Consider the following 18,469-nt stretch of genomic DNA (forward strand, 5'->3'; position numbering starts at 1 on the left):
GTAGCCCAGGCGGCCCGGGCAGGCGCCCCGGCGCAGTGGGTGGGCCGCCGCGTGGCCGCGCCTTCTGCCCAGCCGTGAGCGCCGCGCCCGCGACGGTTCCCTGTGCCTTCGTTACACTGCCCTTCACATGCGACCCTCTTCTCGCCGGGCGCGCCCCCTTGTGCGCGCGTTTCTGGGCTTGCTGCTGCTGACCGGGGCACTGGCGGGCCTGGTCTATGCCCTGACCGATCATCCCCGCCCGGTGCAGGCTGCCGAACTGGCCTGCCCGGCGGGCACGCCGACCCTGCAGGCCGGGCAACCCGTGAAGGTCCTGAGCTGGAACGTGCAGTACCTCGCCGGACGCGGGTATGTGTTCTTCTACGACACCCTGGCTGGCGACGGCCCCGACACCCGCCCTGCCCCCGCAAGTCTGGCCCGCACGCTGGACGAGGTCACGGCCGTGATCCAGGCAGAAAACCCCGACCTGATCCTGCTGCAAGAGGTGGACCGCGACAGCAAGCGCACGGATTACGCCGACCAGCTGGCGCAGCTGCAGGCGCGCCTGGGTGGGGCGTACCCCTGCGCTGCCAGCGCCTCTTACCACCGCGCGGCGTTCGTGCCGCACCCGAAGATCATGGGCAAGGTGGGCCTGAGTCTGGTGACCCTCAGCCGTTACCGTCTGGACACCGCCACCCGCTACGCCCTGCCGCGCATCTGTGGCGATCCGCTGACGGTGGCGTTCAACTTCAAGCGCGCCGTACTGGGCGTCACCCTGCCTGTGCAGGGTGGGCGGCCCCTCACGGCCTACCAGACGCACATGGACGCCTTTGCTCAGGGCTGCGACACCATGCAGCGGCAGGTGGGCGCTCTCCATGAGCTGCTGCGGGCCACCCCCGGCCCCTGGCTGATCGGGGGCGACTTCAACCTGCTGGGCACGGCGGGGGCGTATACACGTCTGCGCGAGCGGGAGCGCGCCTACTTCAATCCAGCGACTGAACTTGAGCCCCTGATGGCCGCGTACGACTCATTTCCCAACGAGGCGCAGATTGACAGCGGAGACGCCCGCTATTTCACCCACTTCCCCAACGACCCGGCCGTGGGCCGCCCCGACCGCACCATTGACTACTTCTTCTACGCCCCGGGCCTGCGGCACACGGATGACCGGATTCGCCAGGACCAGCCCAAGATCAGCGATCACTTTGCGATGCTGACGACGGTGGCGCTGCCATGAAGGTCAGATTCTGGGACGGAGTAGAGGCGTGGCTGGATCACCTTGACCTGAGATACACGTATGCCGGTCTGGTCGAGGGTAGGGTCTGCACCCAGCTGAACACCTGGATTCTGGAGCAGGCCGCCCAGAACGCGCATCTGGTGCTGGCACCCACGATCACACCGGGCCCGCCAGCTCAGCTGTCGCCCGAGCAGGTCCGGCTGGAGGCGTTGCCCAGTGTGCAGGCTCAGGCGCAGTTCAAGGCCCACGCCGCGCGATCAGCGGTGGACGGTGTGGGCAGCGTAAGCGCCGTGCTGCGACTGGTCTGGTGGCAGGACGAAATGCCCGACCACCTGTCCTCATGCCTGCGGACCGTGGCAGGCACTGTGAACTGGTGGTCGGGGGCGGAAGAGGTGGATCCGGTGCTTACTCCTGGCTGGTGATAAATGGCAGATTCCGGTCAAACTGCGCGCGGTCCAGGCCATAGCCGTACACAAAGGCGTCGGGAATGGTAAAGCCCAGGTACTCCACGGGGATTTCCACCTTGCGGCGGCTGGGTTTGCTGAGCAGCGCGGCGATCTTGAGGCTCTTGGGGCCGCGCCCTTCAAGGTAGTGCAGCAGGTAGTTCATGGTGATGCCGGTGTCCACAATGTCTTCCACCAGGATCACGTGGCGGTCACTGATGGGAAACTGCAGGTCCTTGACAATCCGCACCTCGCCGCTGGACTGCTTGGCGTTGCCGTAAGAGCTGGCCTGCAGGAAATCAATGGTGCAGGGCATGTTCAGGGCACGCACCAGATCGGTGTGGAACATAAAGGCGCCGTTAAGCACGCAGATCAGGTGCGGTTCCAGGCCACGGTAGTCCTCGCGGATTCGGGCCGCGATTTCCTGAATGCGCGCCTGAAGCTGCTCCTGCGTGATCTGAACGGGGCCGTTGCCGGGGGCGAGAGTCATACCTGTTCAGGCTAACACGGGGCCGCGCCGCGCTATCCTCGCCCGCATGACAGGGGGGGGCGTGGGGGTAGAACTGGACTTTTCCCGGGTGCCGGGGGTGCTGGGACGCATTGTGGCTGAGCGGGTGGCCGATTACCGGGAGGCAGACCCGGCGCTGGGTGAGGTCCGCCCGGCTGCCCGGCGCTTTGAGTCCGCCCTGCGTGGCCCCGGGCTGGCCCTGATTGCCGAGGTCAAGCGGGCCAGCCCCAGCCAGGGCGCCATTGCGCCGCTGGACCCGGCGCAGGCGGCGCGGGCCTACGAAGCCGGGGGTGCGGCGGCCATCAGTGTGCTGACGGAGCCCCGGCATTTCGGCGGCGACGCCCAGGCGCTCCGTGACGTGGTGGACCGGGTTGCGCTGCCCGCGCTGCGCAAGGACTTCGTGGTGCACCCGGCCATGCTGCGCGAGGCGGCTGACTGGGGGGCCTCGGCCGCGCTGTTGATGGTGAGTGTGCTGGGCGAGGCCACGGGCGAGTTCCTGGCCATGGCCCATAGCCTGGGCCTGGACGCCCTGGTGGAGGTCCACGACGAACGCGAACTGGATCTGGCCCTGGCCACCGGCGCCCGCATCATCGGCGTGAACAACCGCGATCTCACCACCCTGCACATTGATCTGGGGGTCAGTCCCCGCCTGATTCGCCGCGCCCGCGAGGCCGGGTTTGACGGCGTGCTGGTGGCCGAAAGCGGCTACCGCACCCCGGCCGACCTGCAGGCTGTGCGCGGCCTGGCGGACGCCGTGCTGGTGGGCACCAGCCTTGCGGGCAGCGGCGACCTGGAACGCGCCGCCCGTGACCTGATGGCGCTGTCCTGAGGTGACGGCCCCGGTCACCCTGACCCTGCTGGGCACCGGCGACAGCAAAGGCGTGCCGCGCTTCTGGTGCGCCTGTGCAGTGTGTACCGAAGCCCGCCAGACCGGCATCAACCGCCGCCGCCGCACCGCGACCCTGCTGCGTGTGGGGCCGCAGACGGCGCTGCTGGACGCTGGACCCGACACGCACGCGGCGCTGGCCGGCCTGGACCGCCCCCTGGTGCCGGACATGGTGCTGCTGTCGCACGCCCACAACGACCATGTGCTGGGCCTGGGCGACCTGCTGGACTACGTGCGCTACGCGGGCGGCACCTTGCCCGTATATGCCCCGGCCAGCGTGATTCCCGCGCTGCGCGAGCGCTTTGGCTACGCCTTTCGGGTGCGCTCGCCCGTGCAGGTGTGGCCGGAGGAGGGCGTCATGCTGGGCGGTGTCCAGATACGCGCCTTTGCAGTGCCCCACGGTGCCAACGGCCAGAGCCACGCTTTCCGGCTGGACGGCCGCGGCTGGGCCGCCGCCGTGGTGACGGACGCCATAGACGTGCCAGACGAGGTGGCTGCCCGCTGGTTGGTGAACCTGGACCTGCTGGTCCTGGGCACGTCCTTTGCTGACGAATCTGGCCAGCCCCACGCCAGCCGCAGCGTGTACGACGTGCGCGAGGGCCTGGCCCTTCCGTGGGCGCGTTCGGCGCGGCGGGTGGTGCTCAGCCACCTGTCGCATGGGGTGGATGTGCGCGGCACGGCCCTGCTGCCAGTTGGCTGGCGTTACGCCCACGACGGCCTGTGTCTGCCGCTGCCTTGAGCACGCTCTGATCGCAGCCCACTCTGGCCCGGGGTCAGACGGCCCTGTGTGCCACGCTCCGTGACCGTCGGCTGTCCCTTGCTGCACGGGCTTGCCTGCTCTCCCGCAACCGCTTCACTTTTTGAGGACGAAATTCACCGAAGGGGGCTCTACACTGTCCCTTCGATGACGGCCGCTGCCCACCCTCCCCGCTACCTGCGCTGGTTGATCCTGGGGGGCGCGGCGCTGCTGCTGATCGTGGTGGCGCTGCAGCCAGAGGTGCGCGCCTTCCTGGGCCGGGGCTACGCCGCGCTGACCAGCAGTGACCCGCAGGTGACACACGCCTTTGTGTCGGGGCTGGGGTGGGCGGGGCCGCTGGCCCTGATCGCGGGCTTCGTGCTGCAGGCGGTGCTGCCGGTGCTGCCCGCCCTGGTCATGACGGCCGTGACCGCGCGCGCCTATGGCCCGGTAGAAGGCTTTGTGATCGTGTACGTGGGCACGCTGCTGGGCGCGGCGGCCGGCTACGGCCTGGGGCGCCTGGTGGGCGATACCCTGGTGCGCACCCTGGCAGGGGAGCGGGCGCGGCTGGCCGCCCACGCCTTTGCCGAGCGCCACGGCGTGCAGGGCGTGCTGATGGTGCGCCTGATGCCGGTGCTCTCGGCCGACGTGATGAATCTGGTGGCGGGGGCCGCCCGCATGGGGTTCCGGCCCTTCATGCTGGCGACCGCTGCTGGGGCGCTGCCCGTCACGGCCCTGGTGGTGTGGCTCAGCGGCAGCGGTCAGCGGCTGATGTGGGGCCTGGGGCTGCTCTCGGCAGTGGTGGGGGCCGTGGCCCTGGTGCGCTGGTGGCTGTCGCGCCGCGCGGGGGCTGGGCGCCGGGATGAGGGCCCGGGTCGCGAATAGGGGACAGGCACTGAATCGGCTCCGGGCCTCGCGGATCAGGCCTGCGCAGGAAGAGGCTCACCACACTTGAGAAAGCTGATTCTGGTGCGTGGCTGGCCGTCTCATACGGATGTTGAATCATCCGTTCCAGCCCCTCCGCTTCGGTGCTTCTACACCCCTGCGTCCTCCTTTTCCTTTCTCTGCTGCGCAGCTCTGCGAGTCCGTCTGGTTGGGTTCAACGGTTCATCCAAAATTGGTGAACTGGAAGCCTTATGACATCGGAACCAAGAGGGCACCACTCCCCAGACTGGCACAGGCCGCCCCTCTCACGCGGGGGACCTGGGACACCACGTCTCTCCCCGGACACGTCCTTCGCCCCGGCTGGGCGCCCCTGGTAGACTGGGCGGCAGAACGTGTCGCGGCTCACCGAGGCACGGCAGGAGGCTCATGACAGGGAACACGACAGGCGCGCCCGCCTCGGCTTACGAGCGCTCGGGGGTCAGTATTGATGCCGGGCACCGCGCAGTGGAACTGATGAAGGGGGCGGTGGCCCGCACCCACACGCCCCAGGTGCTGGGCGGCCTGGGCGGCTTTGGCGGCCTGTTCCGCGCCGCCTTTGGGCATATGGAAGACCCCGTGCTGGTGGCGAGCACCGACGGCGTGGGCACCAAGACCAAGGTGGCGGTACGCACCGGGCAGTTTGCCGGCCTGGGCGCCGACATCGTGAACCACTGCGTGAACGACATTCTGGTGCAGGGCGCGCGGCCGCTGTTTTTTCTGGACTACGTGGCCATGGGCAAGCTGCTCCCCGAGCGCGTGGCCGAAGTTGTGACCGGCGCCGCCCAGGCCTGCGAGGCGCTGGGCGTGGCCCTGCTGGGCGGCGAAACCGCCGAGATGCCTGGCGTGTACGTGGAAGGCGAGCTGGACATCGTGGGCACCATCGTGGGCGTGGTGGACCGCCCAGCGCTGGTGAATGGCCGCCGCATTCAGGCCGGGGACCGCGTGGTGGCCCTGCCCAGCGCGGGGCTGCACACCAACGGCTTTTCCCTGGCCCGCATGGCGCTGGACGACCTGGACTGGCAGGAGGCCCGTGCCGACCTGGGCGGCCAGACGCTGGCCCAGGTGCTGCCGGTGCCGCACCGCGCCTACCTGCACGCTTATGGCGCCCTGCAGGGGGCGGGGGTGGACGTGCGCGGCATGGCACACATTACCGGGGGCGGGCTGGTGGACAACCCGCCGCGCGTCTTTCCCCAGGGGATTGGCATGCAGGTGGACCTGGACTCGTGGACGGTGCCGCCGGTCTTTGAACTGATCGTGGCCCGGGCGCAGGTGGCGCGCGAGGAAGCCTTCCGGGCCCTGAACATGGGCGTGGGCTTTCTGTTCATCGTGCCGGCGGCCGAGGAGGCGGCGGCGCTGGACACCCTGCGCGCGGCGGGCGAGCAGCCCTGGGTGCTGGGCGAGATGGTGCCGGGCCAGGGCGTGAGTTTCCGGGGCGCGTCTTGACCCAGCGTCCGGCCAAACTGGCCCCCACCGGGTTTGCGGCCCCTGACCGCGCCAGCGCCACCGAGTTCTGGGTGGTGCGCCACGGCGAGAGCACCTGGAATGCCGATGGCCGCTATCAGGGGCAGGCGGACGTGCCCCTGAGCCACATTGGCATTCTGCAGGCCGCCAGCCTCGCCGAGCGCCTGACCGGCCAGACCTTCGACGCGGTGTACACCAGCGACCTGCAGCGGGCCTCGCGCACCGCCGAGATCGTGGCCGAGCGATTGCAGGGGGCCCCGGCGCCGCAGACGCACCCAGGGCTGCGCGAAATTGACGTGGGCGAACTGTCGGGGCTGGTGATCACCGAGATTCGCGCGCGCTACCCATCCTACCTGCAGGCCCTCTCTACCGAACCCTGGAGCACCCGGCGCCCCGGCGGCGAGAGCATGGAGGACCTGTACGCCCGCAGCGGCGCGGCCTTTGGGGCGCTGCGCGCCAGCCACCCCGGCGGGCGGGTGCTGGTCTTTACGCACGGCGGCGTGGTGCGCGTGGCGGTGGGGCTGGCCCTGGGCGGCGTGCCCGCCAATGCCTGGGCCCGCCTGAGCGTGTCCAACACCTCTATTACCCGGGTGCTGCTGGGCGAGGGCAGCGGCATGCTGCTGGGTTTCAACGACGACGCCCACCTGGAAAACCTGCTGGAAGCCACCGAAGCCGACGACGTGCTGGGCCAGGCGCCCTAAGTTCAGTCGGCCGCGCCGTGGTCTCTCCCTGGCACGGGGGCAGGCCACGGCGCCGCCCGTTTGCCCCTTTGGAATTTGCCCACCTTTGGGATGCGGTTCAATCCTGCATGGCGTCCCAGGTTGTGGGGACCCCCCGTGGGCCGCGCGCAGGCTGGGGGCGTGCGCTGCGGCGTGGGGTGGGCGGGTGGGCCGCTGCACCCACTGAACCGGCCCGCAGCGAAAGGAACGACCATGACCACCCTGTCTGCCCCCGCCGCTGCTTCCGCGCTTCCTGTTTCCGTGCCCCTGCCCCGCATCATTCAGGGCGGCATGGGCATCGCCGTGTCCGACTGGCAGCTGGCCCGCACCGTGTCGCAGCAGGGCGGGCTGGGCGTGGTGTCCGGCACCGGCATTGACACGGTGCTGCTGCGCCGCCTGCAGGACGGCGACCCCGGCGGGCACCTGCGCCGCGTGCTGGCCACCTTTCCCAATCCTGTGCTGGTGCAGGCGTGCCTGCAGCGGTTTTTCCGCCCAGGGGGCCGGGCGCCCGGCGAACCCTACGCCCGCCTGCCGCTGCCGTCGGCTGGCCGCTACCGCGACGCCTGGGAGATGACCCTGCTGGGCGCCTACGCCGAGGTGGCCCTGGCCCGCGAGGGGCACGTGCAGCCGGTGGGCCTGAACCTGCTGACCAAGCTGCAACTGCACACCCTGCCTGCTCTGTACGGCGCCCTGCTGGCGGGGGTGGACACCGTGATCATGGGCGCCGGGATTCCCCGCGACATCCCGGGCATTCTGGACGCCCTGGCCGCCGGGCAGCCGGCCACGCTGCGGCTGGACGTCAGAGGCGGCGAGGCCCTGCCCCTCACCTTTGATCCGGCCGATTTCGGGCTGCCCCGCGTGCCCCTGGCGCGGCCCAGGTTTTACCCGGTGGTGTCTTCGCACGTGCTGGCGGGGGTGCTGGCGAAAAAGGCCAGTGGAGCGGTGCAGGGCTTCATCGTGGAGGGGCCCTCGGCGGGCGGGCATAACGCGCCGCCGCGCGGCCCCCTGACCCTGGACGGCCAGGGCCAGCCGGTCTACGGCGAGCGCGACGCCGCCGACCTGGGCGCCATGCGCGCGCTGGGGCTGCCCTTCTGGCTGGCGGGGGGCTACGGCACGGCCGCAGGGCTGCAGGCGGCGCTGGCCGCCGGGGCGGCAGGCATTCAGGTGGGCACCCTCTTTGCCTTTGCCCAGGAATCTGGCCTGCGCCCCGACCTGAAGGCAGACGTGCTGGCGCGCGCCGCTCAGGGACCGCTGGCGGTGTTCACCGACCCGCAGGCCTCGCCCACCGGCTTTCCCTTCAAGGTGGTGGCGCTGCCCGGCACCCTGGCCCAGCCCGAGGTCTACGCCGCCCGCACCCGGGTGTGCGATCTGGGGTACCTGCGCGAGGCCTACCGCACCGAGCAGGGCGGCGTGGGCTGGCGCTGCCCCGCTGAGCCGGTGGCGGCCTACGTGGCCAAGGGCGGCGAGGCGGCCAGCACCCAGGGCCGTAAGTGCCTGTGCAACGCCCTGCTGGCCGACGCCGGCTACGCCCAGGTGCAGCGCGGCGCCCAGCCCGAGCCGGGGCTACTGACCAGCGGCGACGACATAGGTGCACTGCAAGACTGGGTCCCCGGGTACCGCGCGGCAGACGTACTGCGCGTGCTGGGCGCCTGAGGGGGCGCGGCCCGGCCGGTGCGCTAGGGTGAGGCCCGACATGCACCCTCACCCTCCGTTCCCTGACTGGGGGCGCCCGTGAGCGCTCCTTCTGCCCCGCCCACGGGCCCGCTGCTGGAGCGCTACCGCGCCGGGGACCTGCGCGCCCTGGCCCGCGCCGTCACCCTGGCTGAGGCGGGACTGGACGGCGCCCGGCCGCTGCTGCGCGCCGCCCGGCAGCGGGCCGCGCGGGGTGAGCGCGCCGTGGTACTGGGCGTGACTGGCAGCCCTGGCAGCGGCAAAAGCACCCTGGTGGACGCCCTGATTGCCGCCCTGCGTGCCCGGGGGCAGCGGGTGGCGGTGCTGGCGGTGGACCCCAGCAGCCCCTACAGCGGCGGGGCGATTCTGGGCGACCGCATTCGCATGCTGCGTCACCACGCCGACCCCGGGGTGTTCGTGCGCTCGCTGGCCAGCCGGGGCGCGCTGGGCGGCCTCTCGGAGCGCACCCCGGGCGTGCTGGCCCTGATGGAAGGGGCGGGTTTCGACTGGGTGATTCTGGAAACCGTGGGCGTGGGCCAGAGCGAGGTGGACATCGCCGCTGCCTGCGACCACACCCTGCTGGTGCTGACCCCGGCGGGCGGCGACGGCGTGCAGGCCTTCAAGGCGGGCATCATGGAAATCGCCGATGTGATTGCCGTGAACAAGGCCGACCTGCCCGGCGCCGACCGCACCGTGCGCGAGCTGATGGCCGCGCAGGGCCTGGGCGCCCACGACGAACACACGTGGTTTGCGCCCATTCGCAAGACTATGGCCGCCAAGGGCGAGGGAATAGACGCCGTGATTGCCGCCGTAGAGGCCCACCGCGCCCACCTGGGGGAAGCCGGGCTGCTGGCCCGCCGCGAGGCCCGCGCCGAATACGAGGTGCGCACGCTGGTGCAAGAACGCCTGCTGCGCCGCGCCCGCGCCCAGGGCCGCGACCTGTACCAGCGGGTGGCCCAGGGCGAACTGGACGCCGATCAGGCCGCCGATGACCTGCTGGGGGCCCGGTGAAGGCCCGCTTGGCCGCGCCGCTGCTGGTGGGCGCCCTGGGCGCGCAACGCCTGCTGGAACTGCGGGTGGCCCGCGCCAACGAACGCTGGGCACGCGAGCGGGGCGCCGTGGAGTACGGGCAGGCGCATTACCCCCTGTTTTTTGTGCTGCACCCGGCCTGGCTGCTGGGCACGTTGCTGGAGGGCCGCCGTGCGGGCGCGCGCGTCAGCTGGCCGGCCCTGGGGCTGCTGCTGCTGGCCCAGCCGCTGCGCTACTGGGTCATTCGCACCCTGGGGCGCTACTGGAACACCCGCATCCTGATTGTGCCGGGGGGGCAGCGGGTCACGGGCGGGCCCTTTCGCTACCTGAAGCACCCCAACTACGCGGTGGTGGCCCTGGAGCTGGCGGCGGCCCCGCTGGCGGTGGGCGCGTGGCGCACCGCCCTGGCTTTTACCCTGCTGAACGCCGCCTTGCTGCTGGGCCTGCGCATTCCCGCCGAGGAAGCGGCGCTCCGGGCGTACGCCCAGGGAAAGCCGGACACCCAGGGCAGAGAGTGAGCCTGGAGAGAGAACCCTCGCCGGACATCCCGCTCACTGATCCACGGTGCCCCAGTCGGTGTGGCTGCGGTTTAGGCGGGCCGGGCACAGCAAAAGGGGGCCCTCGCCGGACCCCACATAGACTGCCGCTCAATTACTCCGGCTGCGGAATGCGGCGCTCGAACACCAGCCCGCCGGGGGTATCGGCCAGCAGCACCGGCACCAGCAGGGGCACGCCCTGAAACTCCAGCCGGGCCCGGCCCAGGCCATTGGTGCGCTCCACGGCCGCCGCCAGGGCCTGTACCCGCCAGCCCAGGTGCTCGGCGTGCAGCAGGGCCTGCAGTTCCGCCGAGCCGTCGGTGAGTTCGGGAGTCAGCAGGGCGGCGCTGGGGCGGCCACGCACGTCGCGCATGTCCGGCAGGTCGTGCAGGCCCAGCACCGGGTCAAAGGGCGCCAGATACGTGCCGCGCAGCGAGGCGGTGGCCGCCGCCAGGGCCTCGGCGCCGGGCAGGGCCACCAGCACGTCCACCTCGGGCAGGCGGGCGCTGAAATACTCCGCCAGGGCCTGCACCGCCACGCCGGGCAGGTCCAGCAGCCGGGCACGCACCCCGTCCACGCTGGGCAGGGCACTGGCGATGGCGTCACGGAACACGGCGGGCATGGCCCGAGCTTAAGGCGCCCTGTCTTGCACAACTGTCACATTCCTGTGACAGTTCACCTGACGGGTGTCTGAAGACGGCCAGCAAGGAGAGGGGCTGGCCCGGCAGACCGGACAGGCCCCAGACAACAGGCGTACCCTGGCCGCCATGCAGGCCCGCCTCGCCACCACCGGCCACGCCACTGCCATTGCGCTGGCGGTCACTGCCGGGCACTTCATCAACGATGCCTACGGCGCCATGCTGACCCCGCTGACCCCGGCCCTGCAGGCCAAGTACGGCGTGAGTATCGCCGCCGTGACCTTTCTGTCCAGCGTGTACTCGCTGACCAGTTCGGTGCTGCAGCCCCTGCTGGGCATTCTGGGCGAGCGCCTGGACCGCCGCTACGCCGCTGCGTTGGGCCCGCTGCTCACCGGCCTGGGCCTGACCCTGATGGGCTTCATGCCCTGGTTTGGCGCGCTGGTGCTGCTGGTGGCGGTGGCGGGCTTTGGCAGCGGGTTTTTCCACCCGGCCGGGGCCGCCTATGTCGCCCAGCACAGCCCGCCCGACAAACGGGGTCTGTGGGCCAGCCTGTTCAGCGCCGGGGGCACGGCCGGCATGGCGCTGGGGCCGGTCTTTGCGGGGGTGGGCCTCACGCATCTGCCCTGGTTCGCCCTGATCGGCGCGGCGGTGGCGGCCCTGACCTTTGCCGTCACCCCGGCGGGGGTGCAAAAAGCTCGGCGCGTGTCGCTGGTGGAATACGCCGGTATTTTCCGGGGACCGCTAGCGTGGTTGTGGGGCATGGCGGTGCTGCGCTCACTGGCCAGCATGGGCTACAACGCCATGCTGCCCTTCATCCTGCTGGGCCGGGGCTACGGTCCGCGCGAGGTGGGCCTGACGCTGGGGGTCTATTCCGTGGCCAGCGCGGTGGGCGGCATCATCGGCGGGCGCCTGAGTGACCGTCACGGGCGGGTGCCGGTGCTGCGCGGCGCCATTCTCACCACCATTCCCCTGTTTGCGGGCCTCATTCTGTCCAGTCCAGGCGACTGGTGGTTTTATCCTTTGACCTTCGTGGTGGGGGCCGCTGTGAACGCCAGCATTCCGGTGGGCGTGGTGGCCGCCCAGGAATACGCGCCGGGGCATGTGGCGGTGGCCAGTTCGATCATGATGGGCTTTTCCTGGGGCTTTGCGGGGCTGCTGCTGTTCTTGGTGGGGGCTCTGGCCGATGTGACCAGCCCCGTCACGGCGGCGCTGGCCAGCCTCGCCCTGCTGCTGCCCAGCGCCCTGATTGCGGCGCGCCTGCCCGAGCCACCCCGGGCCGAACTGAAGTAGAGCGGCGTCCTTTAGGGGCGGCAACAGCGGCCAGAGGCGACAGGGTGAGACTAGGCCCAGCCCCATGTGCGGTCTCTGGGCGGGCGTCCGTCCCCTATGCTGCGCGGGCGGCCCGGGTCGCCTGGGCCCACGCCCACCAGCCCAGCCCCGGCGAAAGGAACCCATGCCCCACCCCCACATCCTGCTGCTGACCCTGCACGATCCCACCGAATTTGCCTTTCCAGCGTGGCTGCCCGGGCTGCCTCCCGGCGCGCTGAGCCTGGTGCTGGACGGAGACAGCGTGACGGCCGAAGACCTGACGGCCCTGGCGGCTGACCCGGCCTACGGCTTTGTGCGCGCCTACCCCAACTACCTGAACAACGGCAACGTGTATGCCGATCTGGACGCCCTGCACCGCACGCGCCCCGTGACCCACATCCTGGCCTTTGGCGAGGACGATGTGCTGCGGGCCGCCCGCCTGCGCGAACGCTGGGGCCTGCCGGGGCAGGGGGTGGCCAGCGCCGCGTCCTTCCGCGACAAGGTGCTGGCCCGCGCCCAGGTGCAGGCGGCGGGGGTGCCGGCCCACGCGGGCGCCGCCCTGAACGGCCCGCTGGACCTGCTGGATTTCGTGGCCGTGCATGGCCTGCCCGTCTTCGTAAAGCCCCGGACCAGTTCGGGCTCGGTCTTTGGGCGCCAGATCGCGGACCCGGCTGCCCTGACGGCCTTTCTGGAAAGCGGTTTTGCCCCGCGTGTGCCCTACGCCGAATACGTCTCAGACCTGTGCGTCGAAACCTTTCACCCGGGGCGGCTGTACCACGTGGACGGCATCGCGGTTGGCGCCCAGGTGGCCTGGAGCTGGCCCAGCCAGTACCTCACGCCGGGGCTGGAGATCGGCGCCTTCGCCCAGACGCAGGTGGTGGGCAGCTTCATGCTGAGCCGCCAGGACCCGCTGTTCGGGCCGCTGCAAACGTACGCGCGGGCGGTGTGCGCGGCGCTGAACCTGCCCAGCGGCCACACCTTCCATGCCGAAATTTTTGTGCACGAGGACGGCTCTTTGTCCCTGTGCGAGATCGCCTGCCGCACCGGCGGGGGCCGCATCAATGACACGCTGCACCGGGCGGGCGGCCCGAACCTGAACGAGTGGCAGTGCCGCCTGCAGGCCGGGATGGTGGACGAGGCCACCGCACAGGCCCAGCTTCAGACCCTGGAACCGGCGCAGCTGTGCGGCTGGCTGCTCTTCCCGCCGCAGGAGGGCATGTGCCTGCAGGTGCCGGACTTCACGGAGCTGCCGGGGGTGCAGTCGGCCCAGCTGAACATTGCTCCCGGCGAGGCGGGCTGGGCGCGGGGCTTCAGTGGGGACGCGGCCGGGCATGTGGTCATGGGTGCCCCGGACGGTCCTGCGCTGGCGCGGGCCATGGGGGCAGCCCTGGCGCGGGTGCAGGAGGGTTTGGTGTTTGGCCCGGCAGAAGTGGCTCTGCCGCCCTGCTGACATGACGTTTGAACAATTCCGGAATTTTTCTGACCGGAGGGACCCACAGAGCGGCGGGGCAGAGAGGGAAAAGAGACGGATTGCCGGGCATGGGGCTGAAACAGCGCCGGGGGCGGGGAACAGCCCGTTCGTTTCTGGATGATCCGGCAATGGACGGCAGCCCGGATGACGGCTTCATCGGCTGCGCCCAAAGGTGGATGCCGGGCCCAGGGGCAGGCCGGTACGGTGCCAGGGTGCCCACCTTTGCCGAACTTGGCTTTCTCCTGCTTGCCCTGGGCGGCCCACTGGTGCTGTACCGCTTGATTCCTTCAACCCGCCACCTGCCCAGATTCACCGGGCCGCAGCGTGGGGGGCTCCTGGCCCTGGATCTGATCCGGGTTGCGGGCTGCCTGTTCTTGCCCTACGCGCTGACAGCGCTTCTGAGCACCCTCTGGGACACCCATTTCGGCTGGTGCGCAAAGGTGGATCTGACGGCGCAGTGCTGGGATCACCTGAGCATGGGGCTCTTGACCTGGGGCCTCGCAGTGGGCGTCACGGCCCCACTGCTGACCGGCCTGATCTGGGTGACGCGCCCACTGGGCCAGAACGCTGATGGTCAGGGGAAGAAACGCCCTCTAGGGTGAGGGTATGTTGATTGTGCTTGCGGGCGCCTCTGGTTCGGGGAAAAGCACGTTGCTGCCCTGGCTGAAGGCGGTGCAGCCCGACATTCGCTGGCATGACTTCGATGAACGCTGGGTGGGCGGCGGCAAGCGGGAGCGCCAGCAACTCACCGAAGGCTGGATTCAGACGGCCCTGCACAGTCCCCGGCCCCTGGGCCTGCTGGGGCCCTGCCCACGGGGTGAAGTGCTGGCGGCCCCTGGGGCCCAGCACCTGAGTGCCGTTCATCATCTGCTGCTGGACGTGGCCGACCCCGAACGGGTGCGTCGCCTGCGGGCGCGCGGGGACGGGCACGCCACCCAGGACATGCTGAACTGGGCGGCGTGGTTGCGGGCGCATCAGGTTCTGGCCGACTGGGAACCCCAGGTCCTGACCGACGATGCCTGGGAGGAGATGCGCTGGCCCCAGTGGCAGGCGGCTCCCCAGACAACGTGGCCGGGGCAGACGCTGGACACCACGGGCCTGACGCCGGAACAGACGGCGCAGCGCGTACAGGTCTGGCTGCATGGGCCGCCTGGGTTGGCCGAGGCCCACTGACAGCGGGCCCCAGAAAGGGTGGCGTGGACGTGAGGTGAGGCTACTGTCTGGCTTCAGGGTGAAACGGGCCGCTGCTGTGAGCGCGCGCTGGCGGAAGTGAGGCTGTCTCCAGATGAGCTTCCTGGCTCACCTAGCCGCCCTGGCCTTCCCTTCACGCGGCCCGCCTATCCTGTGGCGCATGACGGGGGCTGTGTGAACAACGAGATCCGGGGGGCGGTGCCCGGGGGCCAGGGCGAGGTGATGGCGCACGCTGTGGACGCCTGCGTGCACTGCGGCTTCTGCCTGCCCGCCTGCCCCACCTACGCGCTGCTGGGCGACGAGATGGACAGCCCCCGTGGCCGCATTGTGCTGATGAAAGAGGTGCTGGAGGGCGCGCTGCCCCTGGCCGACGCCGCGCCGCACCTGGACCGCTGCCTGGGCTGCCAGGGCTGCGTGACCGCCTGCCCCAGTGGCGTGCCCTACGGCGAACTGATCACGGCGTTTCGCGGCTGGTCGGAGCCCCAGCGGGCCCGCTCACCGCTGGACCGGGCCAAGCGGTCGGCCATTCTGAAGATTCTGCCGGCCCCGAAGGTGTTCAGTGTGGCGGCCCGGGTGGGGCAGTACACCAAGCCCCTGGCGCCGCTGCTGCCCGCCGCCCTGCGCGCGCCGCTGGACCTGCTGCCCGAAACGGTGCCCGCCATGCAGCCCAGCCCCGCCGTGACCCCGGCCCGGGGCGTGCAGCGCGGCCGGGTGGCCTTTTTGGTGGGCTGCGCCCAGCAGGCCCTGACCCCTAACTTCAACGCGGCGACCCTGCGGGTGCTGGCCCGCAACGGCATTGAGGTGGTGGTGCCAGAGGGCCAGGGCTGCTGCGGCGCCGCCGCCCTGCACACCGGCGCGCGGGACGAGGCCCTGACCCTGGTGCGCCGCAACCTCGCCACCTTTCACCCGGGCGACTACGACGCCATCCTCTCCAACGCAGCGGGCTGCGGGGCGGGCCTCAAGGAATACCCGATGGTGCTGCGCGGCGAACACGATGAAGCGCGGGCCAGCGCTTTTGCCGCCAAGGTCATGGACATCAGCGAGTATCTGCACCGGCTGCTGCAAGCGGGTGAACTGGAGCCGCCCCTGCCTGCTTCGCGCCCCATCACGGTGGCTTACCACGACGCCTGTCACCTAGCCCACGCCCAGGGGGTGCGCGCCGCGCCCCGCGCCCTGCTGCGCTTCATTCCGGGGGTCACCGTGCAGGAGGTTCCCGAAGGTGACCTGTGCTGCGGCTCGGCGGGCACTTATAACCTGGAACAGCCCGAACTGGCCAGCCAGCTGGGCGCGCGCAAAGCGAAGAACATCCTGTCCACGGCGCCGGACCTGATCGCCAGCGGCAACATTGGCTGCCACACCCAGATTCAGAGCCATGTGCGCCGGGCAGGCAGCCGGGCACCGGTGATGCACACGGTGGAAGTGCTGGACCGGGCGTACCGGGGGGAATTGTGAGTGGGAAGTGGGGAGTGGGAAGTGGGAAAAGACAGGCCTCCGGTCCTCCTCCCCACTCCCCACTCGCCACGGACCTCCTGCGCCGCCTGCCCTCCCACCAGGTGCTCACCACCCTCGCCGAGCGGCGCAATTACCGCTACGACGCCATTCAGTTCGGGGAAACGCCGCTGGCGGTGGTGCTGCCCGAGACCACGGCCGATGTGGTGGCGGCGGTGCAGGCGGCGCGGGCGGCCGGGGTGCCGGTGGTGGGGCGCGGCGCGGCCAGCGGGCTTTCGGGGGGCGCGGCGCCGTTGGAACCGGGACTGGTGATCTCGTTTACCCGCATGACCGGGCTGCGCATAGACCCCGCCCGGCGCGAGGCCCGCGCGCAGGCAGGCGTGGTCACGCTGGCGGTCAGCGAGGCCGCGCGCCCCCACGGCCTGATTTACCCACCCGACCCGGCCTCCTTCCGCACCAGCACCATCGGGGGCAATCTGGCGGAGAATGCGGGCGGCCCCATGTGCTTCAAGTACGGCGTGACCGGCGATTACGTGCGGGCGCTGCAGGTGGTGGACGCGGCCGGCGAGGTTCACGAACTGACCCGCGACGCCTACGATCTGGCCGGCCTGTTCATTGGCTCCGAGGGCACCCTGGGCCTGATGACCGAGGCCACGCTGCGCCTCGTGCCGCCCCCGCGCGTGACCCGCACCCTGATGGCCCATTTCCCGGAGGTGGGGGCGTGTGCCGAGGCGGTGAGTCAGGCGATTGCGGCGGGCGCTGTGCCCAGCAAGCTGGAATTCATGGACCGCGCCTGCACGAACGCCGTCGAGGACTACCTGAGCCTGGGCCTGCCCCGGGGCGCCGAGGCCGTGCTGCTCGTGGACACCGACGGCGACGACCTGCCCACCGTGGAAGAGGAGCGCGCCCTGGTGGAAGCGGCCTGCGTGGCGGCGGGCGGCACCGTGCGCCGCGCCGGGACCGACGCCGAGGCCGCCGCACTGTGGCAGGCGCGGCGCAGCGTCAGCCCCGCCCTGGGCCGCATTCGCCCGCAGCGCATGAATGAGGACATCGCCGTGCCCCGCTCCGCCCTGCCCGAAGTGGTGCGCGAAATCCGCGCCCTGGGCGACGCCAGCGCCTTCACGGTGGTGCAGTTTGGCCACATTGGCGATGGCAACCTGCACCCCAACATCCTCTTTGACCCCCGCCATGACGACCCACACGCGGTGCATGACCTCGCCCACCGCATCGCCCTGGTGGCGCTGCGGCACGGCGGCGTTCTCAGCGGCGAGCACGGCATCGGCACCATGAAACGCGATTTCATGCGCGACGCCGTGGATCCCGTGACCCTGGGCGCCCTGTGGTCGGTCAAGGGTGCGCTGGACCCGGCCGGGCTGCTGAATCCAGGCAAGGTGCTGCCGGAAGAGGTGAAGGGGTGAGGGGTGATGGTCGAAGGAAGATGGTGAAGCGTCGGGGGTGGGGCGATGGGGCTACCGGCTCCGCCCTGAGATTCAGGCGTCAAAGCCTGTTCGTGCAGTCAGCATCCTTTTCCATCAACCATCACCCATCAACCATCCCCACGCCGGAGGCGTTCCATGCCTGTTCTTGACCTCTCGCCGGGGGACCAGACGATCACGGTCAGCGGGGACACCTCGCTGCCCGAGGTCTATGCGGCGCTGCCAGCCGGGCTGTTTCCGCCGTTTCCGCCTGTGGGCCTGCCGGGCGGGGTGGGCGGGCTGGTGCAGCGTGGGGGCTTCGGGCAGACCTTTTTCTTTGCCGGGGACGTGCTGGGCGTGACCTTTCGCGCGCCCAGTGGGCGGGTGGTGCGGGCCGGGGGGCGCACGGTCAAGAACGTGCAGGGGTATGACCTCACCCGGCCGTTTGTGGGGTCGTTTGGCCTGCTGGGCGAGCCGCTGGACGTGACGCTGCGCCTGCGCCCGGGGGTGCACTGGGGGCATGTGGTGTATGCGGGGCCCCTGGTGAGCGCCGCGCGCTTCTCCTGGCAGGCACCGGACGGCACCCACGCCCTGCACTTTGGCCACCGGGCCGAGGTGCAGGCGGCGCTGGCCCTGCCGGGTGCGGTGCCGGTTGCTGTTCCCCCCGATTACACCGCGCTGTTCCCGGGTGGCCTGGGCGTGGGCGAGGGCGGCCCGCTGCGCGACGTCCGTTTTGGCTGGGTGAATGGGGGAGAGGTGCCCGCCCCGCCCGCCCTGTTCCGCACGCTGGCCGCGCAGCTGTAACCGGCGCAGATTCCACTCTGAATGGGCGAGGTCCAGTATTCTGTGGGGCGTGCTTAAACACATTCCCCTG

19 protein-coding genes are annotated in these 18,469 nt (G+C 70.7%); 17 read left to right on the top strand and 2 right to left on the bottom strand.

All coding sequences use genetic code 11. The features are described from left to right. Window positions 1-127 precede the first annotated feature (127 nt). A complete protein-coding gene (locus KMW22_RS02525) occupies window positions 128-1,210 on the top strand; it encodes an endonuclease/exonuclease/phosphatase family protein (protein ID WP_221088419.1) in 1,083 nt (360 codons plus the stop codon). Beyond that, the gene (locus tag KMW22_RS02530; protein ID WP_221088420.1) at window positions 1,207-1,632 is read left to right on the top strand and encodes a hypothetical protein; all 426 of its coding nucleotides are present in this window, start codon (window positions 1,207-1,209) and stop codon (window positions 1,630-1,632) included. Before KMW22_RS02525 ends, KMW22_RS02530 begins: the two co-directional genes overlap by 4 nt. Here KMW22_RS02530 and hpt read toward each other — a convergent pair. After that, a complete protein-coding gene (gene hpt / locus KMW22_RS02535) occupies window positions 1,616-2,143 on the bottom strand; it encodes a hypoxanthine phosphoribosyltransferase (RefSeq protein ID WP_221088421.1) in 528 nt (175 codons plus the stop codon). The two genes, KMW22_RS02530 and hpt, sit on opposite strands and share 17 nt — an antisense overlap. Window positions 2,144-2,189: 46 nt before the next feature. Here hpt and trpC point away from each other — a divergent pair, with 46 nt between their 5' ends. The 8 genes from trpC (at window position 2,190) to KMW22_RS02575 (ending at window position 10,105) form a co-directional block, all read left to right on the top strand. Further along, window positions 2,190-2,990, top strand: a complete 801-nt coding sequence (trpC, locus tag KMW22_RS02540) for an indole-3-glycerol phosphate synthase TrpC (RefSeq protein WP_221088422.1) — start codon at window positions 2,190-2,192, stop codon at window positions 2,988-2,990. A gap of 1 nt (window position 2,991) precedes the next feature. After that, window positions 2,992-3,786: an MBL fold metallo-hydrolase gene (locus KMW22_RS02545; protein ID WP_221088423.1), complete on the top strand. Its 795-nt coding sequence runs from the start codon at window positions 2,992-2,994 to the stop codon at window positions 3,784-3,786. Between the two features lie 165 nt (window positions 3,787-3,951). After that, the gene (locus KMW22_RS02550; RefSeq protein WP_221088424.1) at window positions 3,952-4,668 is read left to right on the top strand and encodes a TVP38/TMEM64 family protein; all 717 of its coding nucleotides are present in this window, start codon (window positions 3,952-3,954) and stop codon (window positions 4,666-4,668) included. 426 nt (window positions 4,669-5,094) lie between these two features. After that, window positions 5,095-6,150: a phosphoribosylformylglycinamidine cyclo-ligase gene (gene purM / locus KMW22_RS02555; protein WP_221088425.1), complete on the top strand. Its 1,056-nt coding sequence runs from the start codon at window positions 5,095-5,097 to the stop codon at window positions 6,148-6,150. Beyond that, the gene (locus KMW22_RS02560) at window positions 6,147-6,869 is read left to right on the top strand and encodes a histidine phosphatase family protein (protein ID WP_221088426.1); all 723 of its coding nucleotides are present in this window, start codon (window positions 6,147-6,149) and stop codon (window positions 6,867-6,869) included. The genes purM and KMW22_RS02560 overlap by 4 nt, the downstream gene beginning before the upstream one ends. A 231-nt stretch (window positions 6,870-7,100) precedes the next feature. After that, window positions 7,101-8,540: a nitronate monooxygenase gene (locus KMW22_RS02565; protein WP_235692427.1), complete on the top strand. Its 1,440-nt coding sequence runs from the start codon at window positions 7,101-7,103 to the stop codon at window positions 8,538-8,540. 78 nt (window positions 8,541-8,618) lie between these two features. After that, complete coding sequence (meaB, locus tag KMW22_RS02570) at window positions 8,619-9,569, top strand: methylmalonyl Co-A mutase-associated GTPase MeaB (protein ID WP_221088427.1); 951 nt, start codon at window positions 8,619-8,621, stop codon at window positions 9,567-9,569. Next, window positions 9,566-10,105 (top strand): isoprenylcysteine carboxylmethyltransferase family protein, encoded by a 540-nt coding sequence (locus KMW22_RS02575; RefSeq protein ID WP_221088428.1) that lies wholly within the window; start codon window positions 9,566-9,568, stop codon window positions 10,103-10,105. Before meaB ends, KMW22_RS02575 begins: the two co-directional genes overlap by 4 nt. A gap of 133 nt (window positions 10,106-10,238) precedes the next feature. Here KMW22_RS02575 and KMW22_RS02580 read toward each other — a convergent pair whose 3' ends face one another. Next, the gene (locus tag KMW22_RS02580; protein WP_221088429.1) at window positions 10,239-10,745 is read right to left on the bottom strand and encodes a hypothetical protein; all 507 of its coding nucleotides are present in this window, start codon (window positions 10,743-10,745) and stop codon (window positions 10,239-10,241) included. Window positions 10,746-10,890: 145 nt separating this feature from the next. On the opposite strand from KMW22_RS02580, the gene KMW22_RS02585 reads away from it, so the two are divergent. The 7 genes from KMW22_RS02585 to KMW22_RS02615 all read left to right on the top strand — a co-directional run bounded on the left by KMW22_RS02585 (window position 10,891) and on the right by KMW22_RS02615 (window position 18,399). Beyond that, entirely contained in the window at window positions 10,891-12,051 is a 1,161-nt protein-coding gene (locus tag KMW22_RS02585) for an MFS transporter (RefSeq protein ID WP_221088430.1), read from the top strand. 163 nt (window positions 12,052-12,214) lie between these two features. Beyond that, a complete protein-coding gene (locus KMW22_RS02590; protein WP_221088431.1) occupies window positions 12,215-13,519 on the top strand; it encodes an ATP-grasp domain-containing protein in 1,305 nt (434 codons plus the stop codon). A gap of 233 nt (window positions 13,520-13,752) precedes the next feature. Next, window positions 13,753-14,142: a hypothetical protein gene (locus KMW22_RS02595; protein ID WP_221088432.1), complete on the top strand. Its 390-nt coding sequence runs from the start codon at window positions 13,753-13,755 to the stop codon at window positions 14,140-14,142. 4 nt (window positions 14,143-14,146) lie between these two features. Beyond that, complete coding sequence (locus KMW22_RS02600; RefSeq protein ID WP_221088433.1) at window positions 14,147-14,713, top strand: hypothetical protein; 567 nt, start codon at window positions 14,147-14,149, stop codon at window positions 14,711-14,713. A gap of 192 nt (window positions 14,714-14,905) precedes the next feature. After that, window positions 14,906-16,183, top strand: coding sequence for a glycolate oxidase subunit GlcF (gene glcF / locus KMW22_RS02605; protein ID WP_221088434.1), 1,278 nt, complete (start codon window positions 14,906-14,908; stop codon window positions 16,181-16,183). Between the two features lie 14 nt (window positions 16,184-16,197). After that, a complete protein-coding gene (locus KMW22_RS02610; RefSeq protein ID WP_407928418.1) occupies window positions 16,198-17,598 on the top strand; it encodes an FAD-binding oxidoreductase in 1,401 nt (466 codons plus the stop codon). A 156-nt stretch (window positions 17,599-17,754) separates the two neighbouring features. Then, the gene (locus KMW22_RS02615) at window positions 17,755-18,399 is read left to right on the top strand and encodes a DUF5639 domain-containing protein (protein WP_221088435.1); all 645 of its coding nucleotides are present in this window, start codon (window positions 17,755-17,757) and stop codon (window positions 18,397-18,399) included. Window positions 18,400-18,469: the final 70 nt, after the last annotated feature.

Source organism: Deinococcus aquaedulcis, assembly GCF_019693445.1.
Lineage (GTDB): Bacteria > Deinococcota > Deinococci > Deinococcales > Deinococcaceae > Deinococcus > Deinococcus aquaedulcis.

What these genes read in the sequence shown, in the direction of transcription:
- KMW22_RS02525 (WP_221088419.1), top strand. Translation starts at nt 128, where the DNA reads ATGCGACCCTCTTCTCGCCGGGCGCGCCCCCTTGTGCGCGCGTTTCTG.
- KMW22_RS02530 (WP_221088420.1), top strand. Translation starts at nt 1,207, where the DNA reads ATGAAGGTCAGATTCTGGGACGGAGTAGAGGCGTGGCTGGATCACCTT.
- hpt (WP_221088421.1), bottom strand. Translation starts at nt 2,143, where the DNA reads ATGACTCTCGCCCCCGGCAACGGCCCCGTTCAGATCACGCAGGAGCAG.
- trpC (WP_221088422.1), top strand. Translation starts at nt 2,190, where the DNA reads ATGACAGGGGGGGGCGTGGGGGTAGAACTGGACTTTTCCCGGGTGCCG.
- KMW22_RS02550 (WP_221088424.1), top strand. Translation starts at nt 3,952, where the DNA reads ATGACGGCCGCTGCCCACCCTCCCCGCTACCTGCGCTGGTTGATCCTG.
- purM (WP_221088425.1), top strand. Translation starts at nt 5,095, where the DNA reads ATGACAGGGAACACGACAGGCGCGCCCGCCTCGGCTTACGAGCGCTCG.
- KMW22_RS02565 (WP_235692427.1), top strand. Translation starts at nt 7,101, where the DNA reads ATGACCACCCTGTCTGCCCCCGCCGCTGCTTCCGCGCTTCCTGTTTCC.
- KMW22_RS02580 (WP_221088429.1), bottom strand. Translation starts at nt 10,745, where the DNA reads ATGCCCGCCGTGTTCCGTGACGCCATCGCCAGTGCCCTGCCCAGCGTG.
- KMW22_RS02585 (WP_221088430.1), top strand. Translation starts at nt 10,891, where the DNA reads ATGCAGGCCCGCCTCGCCACCACCGGCCACGCCACTGCCATTGCGCTG.
- KMW22_RS02590 (WP_221088431.1), top strand. Translation starts at nt 12,215, where the DNA reads ATGCCCCACCCCCACATCCTGCTGCTGACCCTGCACGATCCCACCGAA.
- KMW22_RS02600 (WP_221088433.1), top strand. Translation starts at nt 14,147, where the DNA reads ATGTTGATTGTGCTTGCGGGCGCCTCTGGTTCGGGGAAAAGCACGTTG.
- KMW22_RS02615 (WP_221088435.1), top strand. Translation starts at nt 17,755, where the DNA reads ATGCCTGTTCTTGACCTCTCGCCGGGGGACCAGACGATCACGGTCAGC.